22 protein-coding genes are annotated in these 21,154 nt (G+C 65.1%); 7 read left to right on the forward strand and 15 right to left on the reverse strand.

Features of this window, described 5'->3' with window-relative positions:
• Positions 1-368 precede the first annotated feature (368 nt).
• Entirely contained in the window at positions 369-674 is a 306-nt protein-coding gene (locus ACSQ27_RS07030; RefSeq protein WP_436154742.1) for a hypothetical protein, read from the forward strand.
• A 147-nt stretch (positions 675-821) separates the two neighbouring features.
• On the opposite strand, the gene ACSQ27_RS07035 is transcribed toward ACSQ27_RS07030, so the two are convergent.
• On the reverse strand, positions 822-1,763 hold the full coding sequence (locus tag ACSQ27_RS07035) for an LD-carboxypeptidase (protein WP_436154743.1): 942 nt from the start codon (positions 1,761-1,763) through the stop codon (positions 822-824).
• A 67-nt stretch (positions 1,764-1,830) separates the two neighbouring features.
• Here ACSQ27_RS07035 and ACSQ27_RS07040 point away from each other — a divergent pair, with 67 nt between their 5' ends.
• The gene (locus ACSQ27_RS07040; RefSeq protein WP_436154744.1) at positions 1,831-2,439 is read left to right on the forward strand and encodes a trimeric intracellular cation channel family protein; all 609 of its coding nucleotides are present in this window, start codon (positions 1,831-1,833) and stop codon (positions 2,437-2,439) included.
• Here ACSQ27_RS07040 and tadA read toward each other — a convergent pair.
• From tadA to guaB, 6 genes are all read right to left on the reverse strand, one after another.
• A complete protein-coding gene (tadA, locus tag ACSQ27_RS07045; protein WP_436154745.1) occupies positions 2,423-3,823 on the reverse strand; it encodes a tRNA adenosine(34) deaminase TadA in 1,401 nt (466 codons plus the stop codon). The two genes, ACSQ27_RS07040 and tadA, sit on opposite strands and share 17 nt — an antisense overlap.
• A gap of 32 nt (positions 3,824-3,855) precedes the next feature.
• Entirely contained in the window at positions 3,856-4,083 is a 228-nt protein-coding gene (locus tag ACSQ27_RS07050) for a hypothetical protein (protein WP_436154746.1), read from the reverse strand.
• Position 4,084: 1 nt separating this feature from the next.
• On the reverse strand, positions 4,085-4,723 hold the full coding sequence (locus tag ACSQ27_RS07055) for an FMN-binding negative transcriptional regulator (RefSeq protein WP_436154747.1): 639 nt from the start codon (positions 4,721-4,723) through the stop codon (positions 4,085-4,087).
• A gap of 47 nt (positions 4,724-4,770) precedes the next feature.
• Entirely contained in the window at positions 4,771-5,355 is a 585-nt protein-coding gene (locus tag ACSQ27_RS07060) for a 2'-5' RNA ligase family protein (protein ID WP_436154748.1), read from the reverse strand.
• A 20-nt stretch (positions 5,356-5,375) separates the two neighbouring features.
• Entirely contained in the window at positions 5,376-6,995 is a 1,620-nt protein-coding gene (guaA, locus tag ACSQ27_RS07065) for a glutamine-hydrolyzing GMP synthase (protein ID WP_436154749.1), read from the reverse strand.
• 71 nt (positions 6,996-7,066) lie between these two features.
• Positions 7,067-8,536, reverse strand: coding sequence for an IMP dehydrogenase (gene guaB, locus ACSQ27_RS07070; RefSeq protein ID WP_413330514.1), 1,470 nt, complete (start codon positions 8,534-8,536; stop codon positions 7,067-7,069).
• 189 nt (positions 8,537-8,725) lie between these two features.
• On the opposite strand from guaB, the gene ACSQ27_RS07075 reads away from it, so the two are divergent.
• Positions 8,726-9,268 carry a DUF4124 domain-containing protein gene (locus ACSQ27_RS07075; protein ID WP_436154750.1) on the forward strand — a complete coding sequence of 181 codons (543 nt, stop codon included), beginning with the start codon at positions 8,726-8,728 and terminating at the stop codon, positions 9,266-9,268.
• Positions 9,269-9,315: 47 nt separating this feature from the next.
• Here ACSQ27_RS07075 and ACSQ27_RS07080 read toward each other — a convergent pair whose 3' ends face one another.
• Together ACSQ27_RS07080 and ACSQ27_RS07085 are read right to left on the reverse strand one after the other, a co-directional pair.
• Positions 9,316-9,672, reverse strand: coding sequence for an RnfH family protein (locus ACSQ27_RS07080; protein WP_436154751.1), 357 nt, complete (start codon positions 9,670-9,672; stop codon positions 9,316-9,318).
• The gene (locus ACSQ27_RS07085) at positions 9,659-10,105 is read right to left on the reverse strand and encodes a type II toxin-antitoxin system RatA family toxin (RefSeq protein WP_436154752.1); all 447 of its coding nucleotides are present in this window, start codon (positions 10,103-10,105) and stop codon (positions 9,659-9,661) included. The genes ACSQ27_RS07080 and ACSQ27_RS07085 overlap by 14 nt, the downstream gene beginning before the upstream one ends.
• A 67-nt stretch (positions 10,106-10,172) precedes the next feature.
• Between ACSQ27_RS07085 and smpB the strand changes: the two genes are divergently transcribed.
• From smpB to ACSQ27_RS07105, 4 genes are all read left to right on the forward strand, one after another.
• Entirely contained in the window at positions 10,173-10,706 is a 534-nt protein-coding gene (gene smpB, locus ACSQ27_RS07090) for an SsrA-binding protein SmpB (RefSeq protein WP_411880407.1), read from the forward strand.
• Positions 10,707-10,823: 117 nt separating this feature from the next.
• Positions 10,824-11,192 carry a COG4315 family predicted lipoprotein gene (locus ACSQ27_RS07095; protein ID WP_436154753.1) on the forward strand — a complete coding sequence of 123 codons (369 nt, stop codon included), beginning with the start codon at positions 10,824-10,826 and terminating at the stop codon, positions 11,190-11,192.
• A gap of 78 nt (positions 11,193-11,270) precedes the next feature.
• Positions 11,271-11,795: a sigma-70 family RNA polymerase sigma factor gene (locus tag ACSQ27_RS07100; RefSeq protein WP_436154754.1), complete on the forward strand. Its 525-nt coding sequence runs from the start codon at positions 11,271-11,273 to the stop codon at positions 11,793-11,795.
• 13 nt (positions 11,796-11,808) lie between these two features.
• Positions 11,809-12,660, forward strand: coding sequence for an anti-sigma factor family protein (locus ACSQ27_RS07105; RefSeq protein WP_436154755.1), 852 nt, complete (start codon positions 11,809-11,811; stop codon positions 12,658-12,660).
• A 12-nt stretch (positions 12,661-12,672) separates the two neighbouring features.
• Here the strand turns inward: ACSQ27_RS07105 and ACSQ27_RS07110 are convergent, their stop codons facing one another.
• The 6 genes from ACSQ27_RS07110 to infB all read right to left on the reverse strand — a co-directional run bounded on the left by ACSQ27_RS07110 (position 12,673) and on the right by infB (position 21,142).
• Positions 12,673-13,803: an enoyl-CoA hydratase/isomerase family protein gene (locus ACSQ27_RS07110; RefSeq protein ID WP_436154756.1), complete on the reverse strand. Its 1,131-nt coding sequence runs from the start codon at positions 13,801-13,803 to the stop codon at positions 12,673-12,675.
• Positions 13,800-14,675 carry a DMT family transporter gene (locus tag ACSQ27_RS07115; protein WP_436154757.1) on the reverse strand — a complete coding sequence of 292 codons (876 nt, stop codon included), beginning with the start codon at positions 14,673-14,675 and terminating at the stop codon, positions 13,800-13,802. Before ACSQ27_RS07115 ends, ACSQ27_RS07110 begins: the two co-directional genes overlap by 4 nt.
• Positions 14,676-14,790: 115 nt before the next feature.
• Positions 14,791-16,617: a translational GTPase TypA gene (gene typA / locus ACSQ27_RS07120; protein ID WP_436154758.1), complete on the reverse strand. Its 1,827-nt coding sequence runs from the start codon at positions 16,615-16,617 to the stop codon at positions 14,791-14,793.
• A gap of 49 nt (positions 16,618-16,666) precedes the next feature.
• Complete coding sequence (gene truB, locus ACSQ27_RS07125; RefSeq protein ID WP_436154759.1) at positions 16,667-17,713, reverse strand: tRNA pseudouridine(55) synthase TruB; 1,047 nt, start codon at positions 17,711-17,713, stop codon at positions 16,667-16,669.
• Positions 17,714-17,803: 90 nt separating this feature from the next.
• Positions 17,804-18,172, reverse strand: a complete 369-nt coding sequence (rbfA, locus tag ACSQ27_RS07130) for a 30S ribosome-binding factor RbfA (RefSeq protein WP_436154760.1) — start codon at positions 18,170-18,172, stop codon at positions 17,804-17,806.
• Between the two features lie 69 nt (positions 18,173-18,241).
• The gene (gene infB / locus ACSQ27_RS07135) at positions 18,242-21,142 is read right to left on the reverse strand and encodes a translation initiation factor IF-2 (protein WP_436154761.1); all 2,901 of its coding nucleotides are present in this window, start codon (positions 21,140-21,142) and stop codon (positions 18,242-18,244) included.
• Positions 21,143-21,154 lie beyond the last annotated feature (12 nt).

Here is a 21,154-nt window from a genome sequence, read left to right on the forward strand (position 1 = left end):
CGGTCTGGGGGTCTTGGGGGTCTGGGAAAGGCCTGGAAAGGGCCTGGAAAAGGCCCAAAAAAGAGGTGAATAATGCCGAAAAAGGCCGGAGCTGACTTTCGACTCACAGGCGAAATTCGCTGTAGGCCTAAAGATTTAAACAATGTTCAATTCCAGAATCGACATGACATCTGGTTACTAACTCCTTGATTCATTTGTTGTTTTGCGTTAACCATTTCACACAAAACACCTTGCATATCCTTAGATGTCGTCTTAATCTAACAGAAGACGACGTTCCATGGGAACGCAGACAAATACCCCACGGGATGCTCCGGTAGAAAGTTGTGAAACACATGCGCTGGCTAAAACCAAATCTGAAGAGCAGCTTCATGGCGCTGCTAGGCTCCGGCGAGGTCACCCCTTCCATACTGGAAGACCGCACCGAAGACATCCGCCAATTCATCCTCGACGAGCTCGGCGAGTTCGGCGAAAAGCACTATCCCAAGATCACCCGCCGCGTGCGCTACGCCCAGGACATCCAGGGCCTCTGGTACACCCGCGGTGACGTGATGGCGGTGCTGGCGGCCATGCACGGTGAGACCATCGCCCGTGAAAAAGTCAGCCGCATCAGCGACAAATTCAAGGGCATGCTGCCCCGCGGCCTGAGTTCGCGGTCCAGCCCGCTCACCACGTAACTTTTTCCTTCGTTCGGCTCTTTTTCTTCTCCAGTTTCCTCTAGTTTCTTCCTGGCCTCCAAGGCAACTTTTTAAACCAGCTTCTAGCTGGTTTATTTTTGTCCGCTCGCAGCCCGCGCCGGCGCCCGGGCGCGCCAGCCTCTCCGCTCAATGCGCTTCGTGCGCGCCGTGCAGGTGGCCCCAGAGCACGAAGGCATCGCGCCCCTCCACCGCCAGCGTGGTTTTCAGGCCCACCGGCAGCATCACCTTGGTCGGCACGTGGCCGAAAGGCAGGCCGGTCAGCACACGCGCCTTGACCTTGCTTTGCAGCCAGGCGATGACCGACGCCAGCTTGAAGCCCTTGTCGTGCGGCACCAGGGAGTAGTTGGTGAACTGGCCGAAGATGATGGCTTTTTGCTGCGCCAGCACGCCGGCGTGCAGCAGTTGCGTGAGCATGCGTTCCACGCGGTAGGGATGCTCGGCAACGTCCTCGATGAACAGGATGCCGCCCTTGACGGCCGGCAGGTAGGGTGTGCCGACCAGCGAGGACAGCATGGCCAGGTTGCCGCCCCAGAGCACCGCGTCCTTGACCATGAAATCAGCCGCCGGCTTCGCATCCGCGGCCGGTTTGGGCAGTTGCCAGCCCGTGCCCTCGCCCTGCCCCGTGATCAGGTCGTCAAAACAGGCCTCGGTGATGTCGTCCGGCGCCTTGGCGCCGAAATCCTCGCCCAGCGCGGGGCCGGCCCAGGTCACGGCGCCGGTCTTGGCCATCACCGCCAGCTGGAAGGCCGTGAAATCGCTCAGGCCCACGAAACGCGTGCCGCCCGCAATGGCTTTGGCCACCGCCTTGTACTGGATGCCCGGCAGGATGCGCGACAGGCCGTAGCCGCCGCGCGAAATCAGGGCCACGTCGGCACCGCTGGTGGCCGCGCGGTGGATGGCGGCCAGCCGGGTGTCGTCGTCGCCGGCAAAACGCTGGTGGCGCGCGAGTGCGTCGGGATCAATTTCAACTTCATGGCCCAGGGCGGTGAGGCGCTGCACACCACGCTTGAAAGCGGCCTTGTCGCGCACCGCGCTGGAGGGGGAGTAGATGTAGATATGTTTTTTCACGGCTGCAAGTATCCCACTGTCGCCCCTCCACCCTTGCCGCCATGGCTGCAGGTATAAATGGGCCACCATGATGCTGTATGTGCTGGACCTCCTGGGCGTTGCCGTCTTTGCCGTGAGCGGCGCGCTGGCGGCCGGGCGCCTGCAGCTCGACCTGCTGGGCGTGCTGGTGCTGGCGGCTTTGACCGCCATAGGCGGCGGCACCCTGCGCGACCTGCTGATGAACCGCCACCCGGTGTTTTGGATGGCCAGGCCGGCCTACCTGCTGGTGATCGCCGCAGCGGCCCTGGGCACCATGCTTTATGTGCAGGTGCTGCCGATTCCGTCGCAGGCGCTGCTGGTGGCCGATGCGCTCGGGCTGGCGCTGTTCGCGCTGTCGGGCTCGCAGCTGGCGGAAGCCGCGCGGCTGTCGCCGGTCATCGTGGTGGTGATGGGCACCATGACGGGCGTGGCGGGCGGCCTGATGCGCGACGTCTGCAGCAACCAGGTGCCGCTGTTGCTGCGCCAGGACATCTACGCCAGCGCGGCGATCGCCGGGATTGCGCTGTACCTGGCCTTGAAGGCGCTGGGACTCAGGCCTTCATGGGCCTTTGGCATCGGGCTGGCGGCGGTGGTGGCGCTGCGGCTCAGCGCCATTTTCATGGGCTGGCATTTGCCGGTCTTCAAGCTGCCGGGCTGAAAAATGCCAAGGCCTGGCGTGCGACCTGCTCGCCGTGTTCCTGCACAAAATGCCCGGCTTGCGCCAGCACGGTCGGCTCGCCGCAACCGCGGATCATCGCCTGCAGCTCACGCATGACGGGTGGGCCCAGCACCGGATCCTGCGCGCCGACCACCATCAGGGTGCGGCCTGCCCAGTCGTTCTGCCAGAAGCTGCGCGCCTGCCGCGAGACGGCGGCGCCGTCGGCCCCGGGACTGTCCGGCACCATGGGCGGAAAGGCGCGCAAGGCCGCGCGGTGGCCCTTGTCCGGGAAAGGGGCGCTGTAGGCCGCGCACTCGGCAGCGCTCATCTGCGGGTTACCGCGTGCGAACAGCCGGGCCACGTCGAACTCCGGGTTTTTCGCGCACATCTCGCGCCAGGCCACAAAGCCGGCGGGCAGCGGCGCGTCGCCGGTGCCCAGCGTGGTGTTCATGACCAGCAAACCCCGGTAGCGCTGCGGCGCCTCCATCGGCAGCGTGAGGCCCAGCAGGCCGCCCCAGTCCTGCACCACCAGCACCACGTTTTGCAGGTCCAGGCGCTCGACCAGTTCCAGCAGGATCTGGCGGTGGATGCTGAAGCTGTGGGAGCTGTCTTTTTTGGGCTTGTCGCTTTTGCCGAAACCGATCAGGTCGGGCGCGACCACACGGTGCCCGGCTTCCAGCAACACCGGGATCATCTTGCGGTAGAGGTAACTCCAGGCGGGGTTGCCGTGCAGGCACAGGTACGTCAGGCCGCCCTCGCCTCCTTGGCCGCCCCCGCCTTCATCGAGGTAATGCAGGCGCAGCCCGCCCAGTGCCGGCAGGTCGCTGACGTAGCGAGGCTGCCAGGGATAGCCCGGCAAGTCGTCAAAAGCCGCGTCGGGCGTGCGCAACGCGTCATCGCGCAGCGGATGGGTGAGCCGTGATTCTTCGCGCTTGTCGGCCCGGCGCTGCCGGAAGAAGGCCTGCAGCAGCTCGCCGCACTCCTGCGCGAGCACACCGCCCTGCAAGGCCGTCTGGTGGTTCAGCCGGGATTCGGCGAACAGGTTGAGGACCGAGCCGGCCGCGCCGGTCTTGGGATCGGCCGCGCCGAACACCACACGTTTGAGCCGGGCGTGCAGCATGGCGCCGCTGCACATGGCGCAGGGTTCCAGCGTGACAAAGAGTTCGCAGTCGTCGAGCCGGTAGTTGCCCAGCACCTGCGCCGCGGCGCGCAGGGCCACGACCTCGGCATGGGCCGTCGGATCATGGCCGTCCACCGGCGCGTTGCGGCCGCTGGCGATGACCTCGCCGCGCCGGACCACCACCGCGCCCACCGGCACTTCGCCCGCGGCGGCGGCCCGGCGCGCCTCGGCCAGGGCCTGCTGCATGAAAATCTCGTCGCTCATCGGAATGGCAATGGAAGGGGCCGCCGCCGGCCTTATTTTTCTTCCGGCATGGGGCGCGCCTGCTGCAGGGCGCCCTCCACAGCCTGTTTGGCCTGCTGCTGGGCTTGCTGGCTGCGCACCTGCGGCGGTGCGTCGGCGGAAACGGCGGGCATGCCGGGCGCTGGCGGTACGGTGACCTGGGTACTCAATTGTTTTTTGACCAGCAAACCCACGATGGCCAATGTGACCAGCAAGCCCACGATGCTGAAAATACCGCGCATATCAAGCCTCCTTTGGGGTGTCGCTGCTCGCCGCCATGCCCAGGCGGGTCATCCAGCCGGCCAGCGCCTGTTCGTTTTCATTGCCGGCGGCGTACAGGGTGTGCATCGCGGCATGGGCTTCCCGCCGGTGCTGGTTGATCTTGACCTTGCACTGCAGGTCGGTCACCAGCAACTCGAAGCCGACGATGCCGGCCAGCATCTTGTGGGCAAATTCTTCTCCCTGGTCGCGCCACTGCTGGGCATAGGGCGGTTCATGGTCGCCTATGAGTTTTTTGAGCAGCTTGTCCTTGGCCGCCGGGTCTTCGACCAGGGTGGCCTGCACGGTGCAATGCACGGCCACGTAATTCCAGGTCGGCACCCGCGCCAGGTCGGGGTAAACCTTGGGTGACAGGTAGGCATGCGGCCCGAGGAAGGTCACCACGGCCTGGGGCCTCGCCTGCAGGTAGCGCCAGTGCGGGTTGGGCTTGGCCACATGGCCCAGCAGCACCATCTGCTCACCGCGCTCTTCCAGGTGCAGCGGCAGATGGGTCACATAGGGCAGGCCCGCATCGTCGATGCCGATCAGGCTGGCGAAGGGGTGTTCGGTGATCAGCGCCGCGGCCTGGGCGCGGTCGCCTTTGAATTGGGGTGGCAGGTACATGGCCTGAAGCATAGGCCAAAACGGCGGGGATTTCCCAGGCCAAAGGTTCAGGGCCGCAGGGGCCAGCGCGCCAGCGGGATGTGCAAGGTCTGGCCGATCAGGCTGCGCACCAGGACAAACTCGCCGGCCGTCCAGGTGATGGGCTCGACCGCCTGCTCGGCCACCGCGCGGTCGTCGTAAAGCAAGGTGACGTGAGGGGTGTAAGCCGGTTTCGCCCAGCGCCCCAGCCCGGCCTTGATCATCTCCAGCCCCAATGTCCGCTGGAACACCATCAGTTGGGCAAGGCCGGCGTCGCCGCGCAAGACAAAGGGCCGGTTGCGCGGGGAGCTCGAAAAGCTCGCAGCCCAGTCAAAGGTGACGGAGAACGGCGAAGCCTTGACTGCCGAGGCAGCCCGGCTCGCCATGTCGACGATGCCCTGGTCCAGGCCGGCGTAGTCGCCCAGGTGATGCAGCGTGATGTGAAAGCGCTCGGTTTTGAGCGGCGTGCCGTGCAAGCCGTGCTCCGCCCGCAGTTGCCGGGCGCAGTCGGCGATGCGCCCTGCGGCCTGCGCGTCGGGAAAGAGCGCGAAAAACAGCCTGTCCGTCAGCTTGGCGTCGTCGTCAAAGCCGGGTAAGGAGGATTGCCCGGTCATGGCTCAGGCTTCTACGCCAATCACTCCCACTCAATCGTCGCCGGCGGCTTGCTGCTGACGTCGTAGGTGACGCGGTTGATGCCGCGCACTTCGTTGATGATGCGGCCGGAGACTTTTTTGAGCAGCGCGTAAGGCAGTTCGGCCCAGTCGGCCGTCATGAAGTCGCTGGTTTGCACAGCGCGCAGGGCCACCACGTAGTCGTAGGTGCGGCCGTCGCCCATCACGCCCACGCTTTTGACCGGCAGGAAGACGGTGAAGGCCTGGCTGGTGAGGTCATACCAGGTCTTGCCGGTGGCCGCGTCCTTGAAGTTGCGCAATTCCTCGATGAAGATCGCATCGGCGCGGCGCAAGAGGTCGGCGTACTCTTTCTTGACTTCGCCGAGGATGCGCACACCCAGGCCTGGGCCCGGGAAGGGGTGGCGGTAGACCATGTCGTGCGGCAGGCCCAGCGCCACGCCGAGTTCGCGGACTTCGTCCTTGAACAGTTCGCGAAGGGGTTCGAGCAGCTTCAGGCCCAGTTGCTCGGGCAGGCCGCCCACGTTGTGGTGGCTCTTGATGGTGACGGCTTTTTTGCTCTTGGCGCCGCCGGATTCGATCACGTCGGGGTAAATCGTGCCCTGGGCCAGCCATTTGGCGCCCTTGTGGCCGCCGGTGCCGGCCTTGAGGCGGGCGGCTTCGGCCTTGAACACTTCAACGAATTCGCGGCCGATGATCTTGCGTTTGGCTTCAGGTTCGCTCACGCCGGCCAGGTGGCCGAGAAACTGCTCGCTGGCATCCACGCGGATCACATTGGCGTGCAGCTTGCCGACAAACATCTCCATGACCATGTCGCCTTCGTTGAGGCGCAGCAGGCCGTGGTCGACGAACACGCAGGTCAGCTGGTCGCCGATGGCGCGGTGGATCAGGGCCGCGGCCACCGATGAATCGACACCGCCCGACAGGCCCAGGATGACTTCTTCGTCGCCGACCTGCTGGCGGATCTTCTCGACCGCTTCGCTGATGTAGTCGCCCATGACCCAGTCCTGGCGCGTGCCGCAAATCTCGAGCACAAAGCGCTTGAGGATGGCGTTGCCCTGTTTGGTGTGCGTGACCTCGGGGTGGAACTGCACCGCGTAGAAGCGGCGCTCTTCGTCGGCCATGCCGGCGATGGGGCAGGAATCGGTGGACGCCATGAGCTTGAAGCCGGGCGGCATTTCGGTGACCTTGTCGCCATGGCTCATCCAGACGTCGAGCATGCCCTGGCCTTCGGGCGTGGTGTAGTCGGCGATGTCTTTCAGCAGCGCGGTGTGGCCGCGGGCGCGAACGTCGGCGGAGCCGAATTCACGCTTGTGGCCGCCTTCGACCTTGCCGCCCAGCTGGTGGGCCATGGCCTGCATGCCGTAGCAGATGCCCAGCACCGGCAGGCCCAGCTCAAAGACGGCTTGCGGCGCCTTGTCGGTGGTCTCTTCGTAGATGCTGGCGTGGCTGCCGGAGAGGATCACGCCCTTGAGCGTGCCGTCCTTGGCATATTCACGGACCCATTCGTCGCTGACGTCGCAGGGGTGGACTTCGCAGAAGACGTGGGCGTCGCGCACGCGGCGCGCGATCAGCTGGGTGACTTGGGAGCCGAAATCGAGGATGAGGATTTTCTGGTGCTGCATGAGGGTGTTACTCCAAGGCAAAAAAAGAAAAAGGCGCCTGGTTTATCAGGCGCCTCGGGCCGGTTTCAGGCTCAATCAGCCCGGTAATTCGGCGCTTCCTTGGTGATCTGCACGTCGTGGACATGGCTTTCGCGGATGCCGGCCGAGGTGATCTCAACGAACTCGGCCTTGTCGCGCATGTCCTCGATGGTCGGGCAACCGCAGTAGCCCATGCTGGCCCGCAGGCCGCCGGCCATCTGGAACACGATGGCGACCATGGAGCCCTTGTAAGGCACCCGGCCTTCAATGCCTTCAGGCACCAGCTTGTCGGCGTTCGGGTTGCCGGTGCTGGATTCCTGGAAGTAGCGGTCGGCGCTGCCTTGCTGCATGGCACCTATGCTGCCCATGCCGCGGTAGCTCTTGTAGCTGCGGCCCTGGAACAGGATGACCTCGCCCGGGGCTTCCTCGGTGCCGGCGAACATGCCGCCCATCATCACCGTGTTGGCGCCCGCCGCGATGGCCTTGGCGATGTCGCCGCTGTAGCGGATGCCGCCGTCGCCGATCAGCGGAACGCCGGTGCCGCGCAGCGCGGTGGCGACGTTGTCGATGGCCATGATCTGCGGCACGCCGACGCCGGCGACGATACGGGTGGTGCAGATGCTGCCGGGGCCTATGCCGACCTTGACACCGTCGGCGCCGGCTTCCACCAGCGCCAGCGCGGCCGCGCCGGTGGCGATGTTGCCGCCGATGACGTCGACCTGCGGGTAGTTCTGCTTGACCCAGCGCACCCGGTCGAGCACACCTTTGCTGTGGCCGTGGGCGGTATCGACAACGATGGCGTCGACGCCGGCTTTCACCAGGGCTTCGACGCGCTCTTCGGTGCCCTCACCCACCCCGACGGCGGCGCCCACGCGCAGCTGGCCGTGCGAGTCGCGCGCGGCGTTCGGGAAGGTGGTCTGTTTGGTGATGTCCTTGACGGTGATCAGGCCCTTGAGCTCGAAGTTGTCGTTGACCAGCAGCACGCGCTCGAGGCGGTGCTTGTTCAGCAGCGCCTTGGCGTCGGACAGCGAGGCGGTTTCGGAAATGGTGATGAGGCGCTCGCGCGGCGTCATGATGGTGCTGACCGGCACGTCCATGCGCGATTCGAAGCGCATGTCGCGCCCGGTGACGATGCCGACGACACGGCCGCCGTCGATGACCGGGAAGCCGGAGATGCCGAGCTGTTCGCTGAGCGCCATGACCTGGCGCACGGTGTGGGTGGGGGTGATGACGACCGGGTCGCGCAGCACGCCGCTTTCGTAGCGCTTGACCTTGGCGACTTCAGCGGCCTGCTGCTGGGCCGTGAGGTTTTTGTGAACGATGCCTATGCCGCCTTCCTGGGCGATGGCGATGGCCAGCCGGGCTTCGGTGACCGTGTCCATGGCCGCCGACACGAGCGGCAGGTTCAGGCGGATGTTTCGGGAAAATTGGGTGGAAAGTGAAGTGTCCTTGGGCAGGACCTGGGAGAACGCTGGCACCAACAATACGTCGTCGAAGGTGAGCGCTTTGCCGAGTAGGCGCATAGGGATGGCTCCAAAAACACGATTGTACCCTTGTCGCAAAGACCCGTCGGTACTAACCCCTACCCCTCTGCCGCCCTGTCCGGCCGCTGTAGCGCCCAAGGTTGTAAAAAGCCCGCTTTGCGGACTCTTTGCCGGCTCTTTGCCTCCGGAATAAGCCGAAACCGCGCCACACAGCGCTACACTGGCGAAATGGACCTCAAACTCGTCTCAAGAACCCTCATACTGGCCATGGCCGGCGGCGCCTTTTCGGCCACCGCCCTGGCGCAATGGCAATGGATAGACAAGGACGGCCGCAAGGTCTACAGCGACCGATCGCCGCCGTCCGACATCCCCGAAAAAAACATCCTGAAGATGCCGCGCGGCGCCAAAGGCAAATCCGTGGAGGTGACGCCTGTTGACGACCCTGCGGCGGCTTCCGCTGGAGCGGCCTCCGCGCCGGCCACCAAAACCGCCGCCAACGTCCCCAAGCTGACCGGCAAGGACGCGCAGCTCGAAGCCAAGAAAAAACAGGCCGAAGACGAAGCGGCCGCCAAAAAGCAGGCAGACGAAGAGAAAGTCGCCAAAGCCAAGGCCGACAACTGCGAGCGGGCGAAAAAGTCGCTGGCAGGCCTGCAGTCAGGCCAGCGCGTCCCCATCACCAATGCCAAGGGCGAGCGCGACTATATGGATGACAACGCCAGGGCCGCGGAAATCAAGCGGACCCAGGGCATTGTGAGCGGCGACTGCAAATAGGCAGAAGGCTTGGGCCGCAGGCCCGCCTCTCGCCGCTCCTGCCTTCTTCAATACCCGGCCTTGGCGCCGGCCCGGGTTTTGGCAAACAACCCGGCACGCTTGGCGCCCTGCCGGTTAAAGCGCTCGCGGCGCGCCACCTTGGGGTCCACCCGCAGGCCTCGGTAAATTTCAATCCGGTCCTGGTCCCGCAATACATATCCCGGCGTGGTTTTGCGGCCCCAGATGCCCAGGACCAGGCGGCCGGCCCGCAGTTCCGCAAATTCATCGAGCACCCCGCTGGCCGCCAGCGCCCGCGCCACCGTCGCGCCGGCCGGAAGTTGCAGCGACCATTCGCGCACCTGCCGCGGCGCGGGTGAATAAACCAGGCTGATGGTGAGCGGCGCGCCGCCCTCAGGGCTCGCCATAGACGTCCGACGCTCTTTTGACAAAAGCGTCGACCAGGCTGCCCGCGATCTTGTCGAACACGGGCCCGACCAGCGCCGCCAGCGCGGCATTGTCGAAGTCATAGCGCAGGCTGAACTCGACCTTGCAAGCCCTTTCGCTGCCTTTGCCCACCGTCGTGAAATCCCAGTGGCCGTCGAGTTTGGAAAACGGCCCATCGACCAGCTTCAGGCTGACCTTGCGGTCTTTTTCGTGGGTGTTGCGTGTGGTAAAGCTTTGCGAAAGGCCGGCGATAGACAGGCCTATCTTTGCCGTCATGCCGTGCGCATCTTCCTCCAGCACGGAGGCCTGGTCGCACCACGGCAAAAACTCGGGATAACGGGCGACGTCGATGACCAGGGCATACATCTCGGCGGCGCTGTACCAGATTAAAACGGACTTGTGAACGGTTTTCATACAATCGAGGGCTGGGCGCAATTGTATTGGCACTGTACTTTCCGGTTTTCGCCCCTATCTTTTATCCATGGCCACCAAAGAAGCATCCTCCTCCAAAAAAACGGCCGCAACGCCTTCCGCAAACCTTTCCCCCAAGGCCGCGGCGGCGGCCGTGCGTATTGCCGACAACAAAAAAGCCCTCTTCAACTACCACATCGAAGAGCGCTTTGAGGCCGGCATGGTGCTGGAAGGCTGGGAAGTGAAGTCCCTGCGCGAAGGCAAGGTGCAGCTCACCGACGGCTATGTGGTGGTGCGCGGCGGTGAGCTGTTCATCATCGGCTGCCAGATCAACCCGCTGGGCACAGCCTCCACGCACGTGCGGCCCGACTCGGTTCGGACCAAGAAGCTGCTGATGCACAAGGAAGAGATCCGCAGGCTGATCGGCAAGGTCGAGCAAAAAGGCTTCACCCTGGTGCCGCTGAACATGCACTGGAAGGCCGGCAAGGTCAAATGCGAGATCGGCCTGGCCAAGGGCAAGGGCGAGCACGACAAGCGCGACACCATCAAGGACCGCGAAGGCAAGCGCGAGGTCGAACGCGCCATGAAGTCCCGCAACCGCTGAGCGCCGGCCCTCCGGGGCCCGTCCTTAAAAAATTTCCGGTGCCATGGAATAAACCGCCCACCGCGGCTGTTTACTCCAGTGCAGGCCACTTTTGCCTGAACACCACTGGAGATTTCCATGAAACTGCTACCCATTGCCCTGTTGACCGCCGGCCTGCTCGGCCTCAGCGCCTCCGCGAGCGCCCAAAGCCCGGCCAAGACCGCCGACGGCGTGCTGGTCGGCCCCAACGGCATGACCTTGTACGTGTTTGACAAGGACACCGCCGACAAATCGGTCTGCAACGGCGGCTGCGCCACCAACTGGCCTCCGCTGATGGCCGCGGACGCCGACAAGGCCGCCGGCGACTACACCATCATCACCCGTGACGACGGCAAAAAGCAGTGGGCCCTCAAAGGCAAGCCGCTGTACTACTGGGCTAAAGACACCAAGCCGGGCGACAAGACCGGCGACAACGTGGGCACCGTCTGGCACGTCGTCAAACCCTGACGCCGTGATGCCTGCCGCCCGCCCGGCCCTTTTTTCAGGGCCGGCCTGGTTACGATGGCAGCAGGCTTTGCACTACGCATGACCCACTTTCCGCTGACCGAGCACATCCCCAGCCTGCGCCGCTATGCGCGCGCGTTGACGGGCGATGCCTGGGCGGCCGACGACCTGGTGCAGGACACGCTGGAGCGTGCCTGCTCCCGATGGCGGCTGTGGCTGGCAGGCAGCGACCTGCGCGCCTGGCTGTTCACGCTGATGCACAACATCTTCGTCAACCAGCTTCGCCGCTCCCTTCGGCAGGCGGCCGCGGGCGCCACGGTCAACGTGGAGGATGTCGAGAACGAACTGGCGGCGCCGGAGGCGGGCATGGCCCAGGCCCTGGACCTGCAGCGCTGCCTGCTGCGCCTGCCGGAAGACCAGCGGGCCGTGCTGTTGCTGGTCAGCCTCGAAGACCTCAGCTATGAAGAGGTCGCAAAGATCACCGGCGTGCCGGTCGGGACGGTCATGTCCCGCCTGTCGCGCGCGCGCAGCCGCCTGCGCGAATTGATGGACGGCCCGGCCCCGGTGGCCGCCGGCGCGCCGGCCCAGCTCAGGCGCCTGAAGTAAAGGCAGGACCTCCATGGAAAAAACCCACGACACAACGCGCGCTCCCCACGGCGAACTCCTGCACGACCGGATCAATGCCCTGGTCGATGGCCGCTTGCCCCCCGCCCGGCAGGCTGAGCTCGAAGCGCAACTGGGCGAAGACGCCGCCGCCCGCGAGACCCTGCAGGCCTGGAAGGCCCAGCGCGAGGCCCTGCGCGCCCTGCACCGCCCGCTGCTGGAGGAGGCCATCCCCGACGCCCTGCTGGCCGCCGCGCGCCGCGGCCAGGCCGGCAGACGGCAAGTCGAGCAATGGCGGCGCTGGGGCGGCATGGCAGCGGCCGTGATGCTGGCTTTTGGCGTGGGCTGGCTGGCGCACGGGCAGCTCGGCGGCCCCGCGCCGCAGCAACTCGCCTCTGCGCGTTCGGCGCAATCCTTTGTGCACCAGGCTTCGCTGGCGCATGCCGTGTTCTCACCCGAAGTGCGCCACCCTGTAGAAGTCACGGCCGCGCAGCAGGACCACCTGGTGCAGTGGCTGTCCAAGCGCGTGGGCCGGCCGCTGAAGGTACCGGTGCTGGCGGCGGAAGGCTATGAGCTGGTCGGCGGCAGGCTGCTGTCCGGTGACGGCGGGGCCCGCGCGCAGTTCATGTTCCAGAATGCGGCTGGCTTGCGATTGACGCTGTACCTGGGTGCCATCGATACGGCCCTGCCGGCGTCCTCCGCCAAGGCGGGGCCCCAGCCGAACCCCGAAACCGCCTTCCGCTACAGCGGCGACGGCCCGGTGCCCTCGTTTTACTGGGTGGACCAGGGCTTCGGCTATGCGCTGAGCGGGGCCGTGTCGCGCGACGAATTGATGAAGCTGGCGCAGCTGGTGTACCAGCAGCTCTAAACCTCGGTTTGCCTACTTCGGGCCGCGCAGGGGGTGTGTCTCAGGTGTCCAGGGGCTGGCAAAAAACGCGTCGGCCATGCCGGGCTTGACGTCCTCGATGCGGGCCGGGTTCCACTGCGGCTTGTAGTCCTTGTCGATCGCCAGGGCGCGTATGCCTTCGACGGTCTCGCTGGCCGTTCCCGGGCGCAGGTGAAAGCATTGGTAGACCATGTCACGTTCCATGCGCAGGTCGTCGGCCAGGCTCATGCCGCGCGCACGGCGGATCTGCTCCAGCGCCACATGCAGCATCAGCGGCGAGCGTTTGCGCAAGGTGGAGGCGGTTTTGGCGGCCCAGGGGTCGCCCGAAGCTTCCAGCGCATCGACGATGTGCTTGACACGCTGCAGGGAAAAATAGCCGTCGATCCGGCTGTCCGCTTGTGCCGGCCGGGTCTCTGAGGTCCATTGCGCCGCAATCCATGCCTCGGCGGCGGCGACCGACCCGAAAGCCTGGCTGCTCAGCGCGTCCCACAGCGCCGGCAAGCGGGCTGCGTCGACCTTGATGTCGGCCAGGCCGTAGGCCAGCGCCTCGTCCGCGCCGATCACCTCACCCGTCAGTGCCAGGTATTCGCCGGCGTGGCCAGGGCAGCGGCCCAGGAAATAACCACCACCGACATCGGGAAACAGGCCGATGTTGGTTTCGGGCATGGCTATCTTGGTGTGCTCGGTGACGATGCGCACGCGGGCTCCCTGGCTGATTCCCATGCCGCCACCCATCACAACGCCGTCCATGAAGGCGATGTAAGGTTTGGGATAGCTGTGGATCAGGTGATTGAGGGCGTACTCCTCGGTGAAGAAGTCTTCCAGCGCGGAATCGCCCGCGAGCGCCGCCTGGTGGAAAAAGCGGATGTCGCCGCCCGCGCAGAAACCGCCGAACAGGCTCTCGGGCGTGCCGGGCTGGCCTTTTTTGTTGGTGCCGCGTATCGCCACCACGTGGACCGCCGGGTCGTCGCGCCAGGCCAGCAAGGCGGCGGACAGCTCGCGGATCATGGGCAGCGACAGCGCGTTGAGGGCCTTGGGCCGGTTCAGCGTGATCAGCCCGGCATTGCCGTGCCGCTCCAGCAGCACCTCGGCCCTGGTTTCCGTATTCGTATTCATATCGCTCATGCCCGCTGCCTCCATCCGACCAGTTCATTGACCACCAGCGCGCCTATCACCAGCGCCCCGCCCGTCAGCACACTCGCGCCGGGCACTTCACCCGCGCCGAACCAGGCCAGCAGGATCCCGAAAATCACTTCCAGCAGCGCCAGCAAGGCGACTTCCGGCGCCTTGAGCACGCCGGCGCACATCACCGACAGCACGCAAGGGATGGCCAGTTGCACCAGGCCCAGCAATGCCAGCAAGCCGATGTCGTGCGCCGTGGCGGAAAACGGCAGCGACAGCGGCAAGGTGGCCAGCGTCGAAATCACCGCGCCCAGCAGCACCGCGGGCACCAGGTCGACATTCTTGCCGTGGGCGCGGCTGTGCTGCACCACCGTCCAGTTGCTGGCGCTGGCCAGCGGCACCATCAGGGCGACCAGGGTCCCGCCGATGTGGCTGGAAAGGTCCATCTGCCCGCCGTACATCCAGGCAATGCCGGCGCCCGCCATGGCAATGGCCAGCCAGGTCCGCGCGGGAATGCGGTGGCCGATGAAGGCGCGCGCCAGCAAGGCCGTGAGGAAGGGGCTGAGCGCCATGGTCACCAGCACGTTGGCCACGGTGGTCATCGTGAGCGCGACCATGAAGGCCGTGAACATCACGCTCCAGCAGACACCCGACAACCAGAAGGCCGAGCCGCCGTTGCGTATCTTGGTGAACACCGCCCTGCCCTGGAAAAACGGCAGGATGACCAGCAGCGACACCACCGTGAAAAAGCTGCGCCAGAAGGTGACCTCAAAGCTGCGGGCCGACTCCAGGTGGCGCGTCACGACGCCCGCGATAGACCACATCATGGTCACGAGGATCATCAGGAAGACGGCGCGGGAATGCGTGAGTTTCATGGGATGGCAATCGATTCGGGCTGTTGTGCGGACATAAAAGCAAAGGCCGCTGGAGCTTGCGCGCAGCGGCCTTTGACAATTTCCGGCCGCATCATGCGGCCGGATCGGCCTTATTTCAAGAACGACCAGCGCGTTTACGGTCGCTTTCTTTCAGGTGGCGCTTGCGCAGGCGGATGGATTTTGGCGTGATTTCGACCAGTTCGTCGTCCTCGATGAATTCCACGCCGTATTCCAGCGTGCACTCAATCGGCGGCGTGATCTTGATCGCGTCTTCCTTGCCGCTGACGCGGAAGTTGGTCAGCTGCTTGGTGCGCGTGGCGTTGACCACCAGGTCGTTGTCGCGGCTGTGGATGCCGACGATCATGCCTTCATACACCGGGTCGTTGGCGCGCACGAACATGCGGCCGCGGTCGTCCAGCTTGCCCAGGGCGTAGGTGAAGATTTCACCGTCGTCCATGGAGATCAGCACGCCGTTCTTGCGGCCGCCGATGTCGCCCTTGTGCGCTTCGTAGCTGTCGAAGATGTTGGAGATCAGGCCGGAACCGCGCGTCAGGTTCAGGAACTCGTTGGTGAAGCCGATCAGGCCGCGCGCCGGGATGCGGTACTCGAGGCGCACACGGCCGCGGCCGTCCGGCTCCATGTTCACCAGCTCGCCCTTGCGCTCGCCCAGGGCCTGCATCACGCCGCCCTGGTGCTGGTCTTCGATGTCGGCGGTGACCAGCTCGATAGGCTCGTGCTTTTCACCGTTGACGTCCTTGAACACCACGCGCGGCTTGGACACGGCCAGTTCATAGCCTTCGCGGCGCATGTTTTCCAGCAGGATGGTCAGGTGCAGTTCGCCGCGGCCCATGACTTCAAAAATGCCTTCTTCGTCGGTTTCCTTGACGCGCAGGGCCACGTTATGCTGCAGCTCTTTCTGCAGGCGGTCCCAGATCTGGCGGCTGGTGACGAACTTGCCTTCGCGGCCGGCCAGCGGGCTGGTGTTGACGCAGAAGTTCATGGTCAGCGTCGGCTCATCCACCTTGAGCATGGGCAGCGGTGCCGGGTTGGTTGGGTCGGTGATGGTCACGCCGATGCCGATGTCGGTGATACCGTTGATCAGCACGATCTCGCCGGGGCCGGCTTCGGTGGCCTGCACGCGCTCCAGGCCCTGGAAGGTCAGCACCTGGTTGACGCGGCCTTTGACGGCCTTGCCGTCCGGGCCTTCCATGACCACGACGTCCATCATGGGCTTGATGGTGCCCTGGCTGATGCGGCCCACGCCGATGCGGCCCACAAAGGTCGAGAAGTCGAGCGCGGAAATCTGCAGCTGCAGCGGCGCGGCCGGGTCGCCGTTCTGGGACGGCACGTGCTTGAGGATGGTGTTGAACAGGGCCGACATGTCGGGGCCCCACTGTTCGTTGGGAGGGCCTTCCTCGAGCGAGGACCAGCCGTTGATGCCGGAGGCATAGACCACGGGGAAGTCGAGCTGCTCGTCGGTCGCGCCCAGCTTGTCGAACAGGTCGAAGGCGGCGTTGACCACCTTGTCGGGGTTGGCGCCCGGCTTGTCGACCTTGTTGACCACCACGATGGGCTTGAGGCCCAGGGCCAGCGCCTTCTTGGTCACGAAGCGCGTCTGGGGCATGGGGCCTTCCTGCGCGTCGATCAGCAGCACCACGCCGTCGACCATGGACAGCGCGCGCTCCACTTCACCGCCGAAGTCGGCGTGGCCCGGGGTGTCGACGATGTTGATGTGCGTGCCTTCCCAGGTCACGGCGCAGTTTTTGGCCAGGATGGTGATGCCGCGTTCTTTTTCGATGGCGTTGTTGTCCATCACGGTGTCGACCACTTTTTCGTGCTCGGCGAAGGTACCGGACTGGCGCAGCAGCTGGTCGACCATGGTGGTTTTGCCATGGTCAACGTGGGCGATGATGGCGATATTGCGGATCTGTTTGTGGCTCATGGTTGGCTTTCTGGGAACTTTAAAACGTCAAAACTGGCAAAAAAAACGGTTAATGGTGAACAAGGGCCGCCGCACCCGCGGGCGCGGCATGACCGGAACTCTGTGCGGCCGCCAGGATGTCCTGGATCTCGACCGGGCTCAGCAGGCGCTGCGGAATCAGCTCATCGGCCGTGATGTGGGCCGAGCCCAGGAAGGCCGGGGCCTCGCCGCCCTGCCCCGCCCCGGCCGCGGGACCGTAGACCTGCACCAGCGGCGCATCGGCGCCCCACTGGCCGGGTGCGCCCCGGCGGCGAAGGCCGCTTAAAAACCGCCCTGCATTGTCGGCGTCCAATGTGACAGAGGGGTACGCCGCCACCAGGGTCTGCGGCGGCAGCAGGCAGGCTTCGCGCTCGGGCTCAGTCATGGCCTCCAGGGCCGGCAGGCTCACGCATTGCTGCGTGGTATAGCCGCCGGTTTCCAGCCGCCTGAGCGAACCCAGGTGCGCGCCGCAGCCTATGGCCTCGCCGATGTCTTCGCCCAGCGTGCGGATGTAGGTGCCCTTGCTGCAGCTCACGGTGATCCTGATGGCGGCGGGCGCGCGCTCGTCGTGGACCACGGCCATTTCCAGCTTGAAGATGGTGATGTGGCGGGCTTCCCGCTCGACTTCCTGGCCCTTGCGGGCGTATTCGTAGAGCGCCTTGCCGTCCTTCTTGAGCGCCGAGTACATGGGCGGCACCTGCGCCAGCGGGCCGGTGAAGCGCGCCGTCAGGTCTTGCAGCAGGGCCGGCGTGATCTCGGGCACGGGCCGGGTTTCGATGACCTCGCCTTCGGCATCGGCGGTGCTGGTCTTGGTGCCCAGCAGCAGCACGGCCTCATAGGTCTTGTTGGCGTCGAGCTGGATCTGGCTGAACTTGGTGGCCGCGCCAAAACACAGCGGCAGCACGCCGGTGGCCAGCGGGTCCAGCGTGCCGGTGTGACCGGCCTTGTCGGCGCGCAGCAGCCATTTGGCCTTCTGCAAGGCCTGGTTGCTCGACAGGCCCAGCGGCTTGTCGAGCAGCAGCACGCCGTGCACGGGACGTCGCTGGATTTTCTGGCGATGAGAAGAAGTTTGCGTCATAAATTTCGACAGGCTCAGCGCACGGGACAAACCGGGCGCTTCGTTAGCGCCGTTGTCCCTGAACCTGTCATCAAGGGGAACGGCGCGAACTCAGTCGTCTTGAGCGCGGGAAGAGACCGCCTTGGCAATCAAGGCGTTCATGTCGGCCGCACGTTCGGTCGTGCGGTCGAAATGGAAATGCAGGGTCGGCACGGTGTGCGTCATCAGGCGCTTGAACAGGCCGTTGCGCAGGAAGCCCGCGGCCTGGTTGAGCGCCTCTTCGCACTCCTTCGGGTCGCCCACGAGCACGCTGAAAAACACCTTGGCATGCGCGTAGTCGGCCGTCACCTCGACGGCCTGGACGGTCACCATCCCGACCCGCGGGTCTTTGAGTTCGCGCGCGATCAGCTCCGTCAAATCGCGCTGGATCTGGTCGGCAACGCGAAAACCGCGGTTGGGGGTGGTGGATTTCTTGCGCATGTCAAAAAGTGTTGAGGCCTTTGGTGTGAGGGCCGGCAGCCGGGTGGGCTGCGGGCGGATTCACGTGGTTCAGGCTTCCAGCGTTCTGGCCACTTCCCTGATTTCAAAGAACTCCAGGATGTCGCCAACCTGGATGTCGTTGTAGTTCTTGATGTTCAAGCCGCACTCGAAGCCTTCCTTGACTTCCTTGGCGTCGTCCTTGAAGCGCTTGAGCGAATCGAGTTCGCCCGTGAAGATGACCACGTTCTCGCGCAGAAGGCGCAGGCGTGCCGTGCGGCGGACCACACCGGCGGTGACCATACAGCCGGCGATCGAGCCGATCTTGCTGACCTTGAACACCTGGCGAATCTCGGCATTGCCGATGACTTCTTCCTTTTTGTCCGGTGTCAGCATGCCCGACATCGCGGCGCGCAGTTCGTCCACAGCGTCATAAATGATGTTGTAGTAACGAATGTCCACGCCGTTGTTCTCGGCCTGCTTGCGGGCCTGGGCATCGGCACGGGTATTGAACCCGATCACCACGGCCTTGGAGGCAATCGCCAGGTTGACGTCGGACTCGGAGATGCCGCCCACGCCGGAGTACACCAGCTGGACCTTGACCTCGTCGGTCGAGAGCTTGAGCAGCGACTGGGACAGCGCTTCCTGCGAGCCCTGCACGTCGGCCTTGATGATGATGGGCAACATCTTGACTTCGCCGGCGCCGATGTCGGAGAACATGTTCTCCAGCTTGGCGGCCTGCTGCTTGGCCAGCTTGGTGTTGCGGAACTTGCCGGCACGGTAGGTGGAGATTTCACGGGCACGGCGCTCGTCGAGCATGACCATGAACTCATCGCCGGCCTGCGGCACTTCCGTCAGACCCTGGATTTCCACCGGGATCGACGGGCCCGCCGTTTTGATCGGCTTGCCGTTCTCGTCCAGCATGGCACGAACGCGGCCATAGGTCGAACCGGCCAGCACCACGTCGCCGGCCTTGAGCGTACCGGCCTGGATCAGCACGGTCGCGACCGGGCCGCGGCCCTTGTCGAGGCGGGCTTCAATCACCAGGCCCTTGGCCAGCGCATCCACCGGAGCCTTCAGTTCCAGCACTTCGGCCTGCAGCAGCACCTGCTCGAGCAAGGCATCGACACCGGCGCCGGTATGGGCCGAGACGCCGACAAAAGGAACGTCGCCGCCGAACTCTTCGGGAATCACTTCTTCGGTGACCAGTTCGCCCTTGACGCGCTCCAGGTTGATGCCAGGCTTGTCAATCTTGTTGATCGCCACGACGATCGGAACGCCGGCTGCCTTGGCATGCTTGATGGCTTCCTTGGTCTGCGGCATCACGCCGTCGTCGGCCGCCACCACCAGGATCACGATGTCGGTGGCCTGGGCGCCGCGGGCACGCATGGCGGTAAACGCCTCGTGGCCCGGGGTATCCAGGAAGGACACCATGCCGCGCGGGGTTTCCACGTGGTAGGCGCCGATGTGCTGGGTAATGCCGCCGGCTTCGCCGGATGCCACCTTGGCGCGGCGGATGTAATCGAGCAGCGAGGTCTTGCCGTGGTCGACGTGGCCCATGACCGTCACGACAGGCGCACGCGGCAGCAGCTCTGCCTGCTGGCCCTGCACATCTTCGTCGGCAAAGGCTTCCGGATCGTCCAGCGACGCCGTCACGGCCTTGTGGCCCATTTCTTCCACCACGATCATGGCGGTGTCCTGGTCCAGCGGCTGGTTGATGGTGACCATCTGGCCGAGCTTCATCAGGTGCTTGATCACCTCGGACGACTTGACGCTCATCTTGTGGGCGAGTTCGGCCACAGTGATGGTTTCGGGCACATGCACTTCGATGACCTTGAACTCGGTCGGCGCCACGAAGTTGGATTCGGGGCGTGCCTCGCGGTCGTTGCCGCGGCGGCCGCGCGGGCCGCTGCGGAAATTGCCGCGTCCGGGCACGACAGGCGCGCCACGGCTCGGAATGCCCTTTTTCTTGGCGGCGTCGTCCTTCCAGGTCGAAGACAGGTTCTCCGACTTGACTTCCTTCTTGCCGGCGGCACCCGGTGCGCCCGCGGCGGCGGGAGCGCCCGGCTTGGCGGCTGCGCCCGGCGCACCGGCCGGCTTGTGCAGCGTGCCCTTGATGGCGGCTTTGGGATCGACGTGCGGCACCAGCACGCGCTTGGGCGCGGACATCATGGCGCGGATGCCGGCGGCTTCAGCCTCGGCCTTGCGGCGGCGTTCCTGCAGTTCCTGCGCCTTGGCGGCGTCGGCCTGGAATTCAGCGGTGGCCTTGGCTTTGGCTGCGGCGGCCGCGGCGGCTGCATCAGCCGCTTTGGTGACCTGTTCGGCGGCGGCGGTTTCGGCGGCCTTGGTGGCAGCGGCCGTCGGTGCGGCTTCCTTGGCGGCCTTGCCGGTCGCGGGTTTGGCCTTCTTCACGGCATCGGCGGCGGCAGCGGCCGCCTGGGCGGTCTGCTCGGCGGCCAGGCGTTCCTGTTCGCGCGCGGCGTCCTTCGCCTCCTGCTCTTCGCGCAGGCGGCGTTTTTCGGCGAGTTCCTGCTCCTGACGGCGCAACAGTTCGGCGTGGCGGCTGGCTTCTTCCTCGCGGCGGATCAGTTCGGCGTCATCGATGACGGGCGCCGGCGGCGGTGCGGCCACTTCGGGCTGAACTTCTTCGACGGGCTGGTCCGAACCGTCGTCGCGTTTGACGAAGGTGCGCTTCTTGCGGACTTCCACCTGGATGGTGCGCGCCTTGCCGGTGGCATCGGCCTGCTTGATTTCGCTGGTGGATTTTTTCACCAGCGTGATTTTTTTGCGCTCGGCCGTGACGGTGCCATGGCTGGCCTGCAAATAGCCCAGGAGCTTTTGCTTGTCCGCCTCGGACAGGGGGTCGCTGGCTTGCGCCTTGGCGACACCCGCGCTGGTCAATTGCTCGATCAGCGTGGCGGGAGATTTATTGAGTTCAGCTGCGAATTCAGCGACGGTAGTGGTACTGGACATATGTTTTTTTCC

Origin of the sequence: Polaromonas sp. LjRoot131 (assembly GCF_964252805.1) — a bacterium.
In the GTDB taxonomy this organism is placed as follows: Bacteria; Pseudomonadota; Gammaproteobacteria; order Burkholderiales; family Burkholderiaceae_C; genus Polaromonas.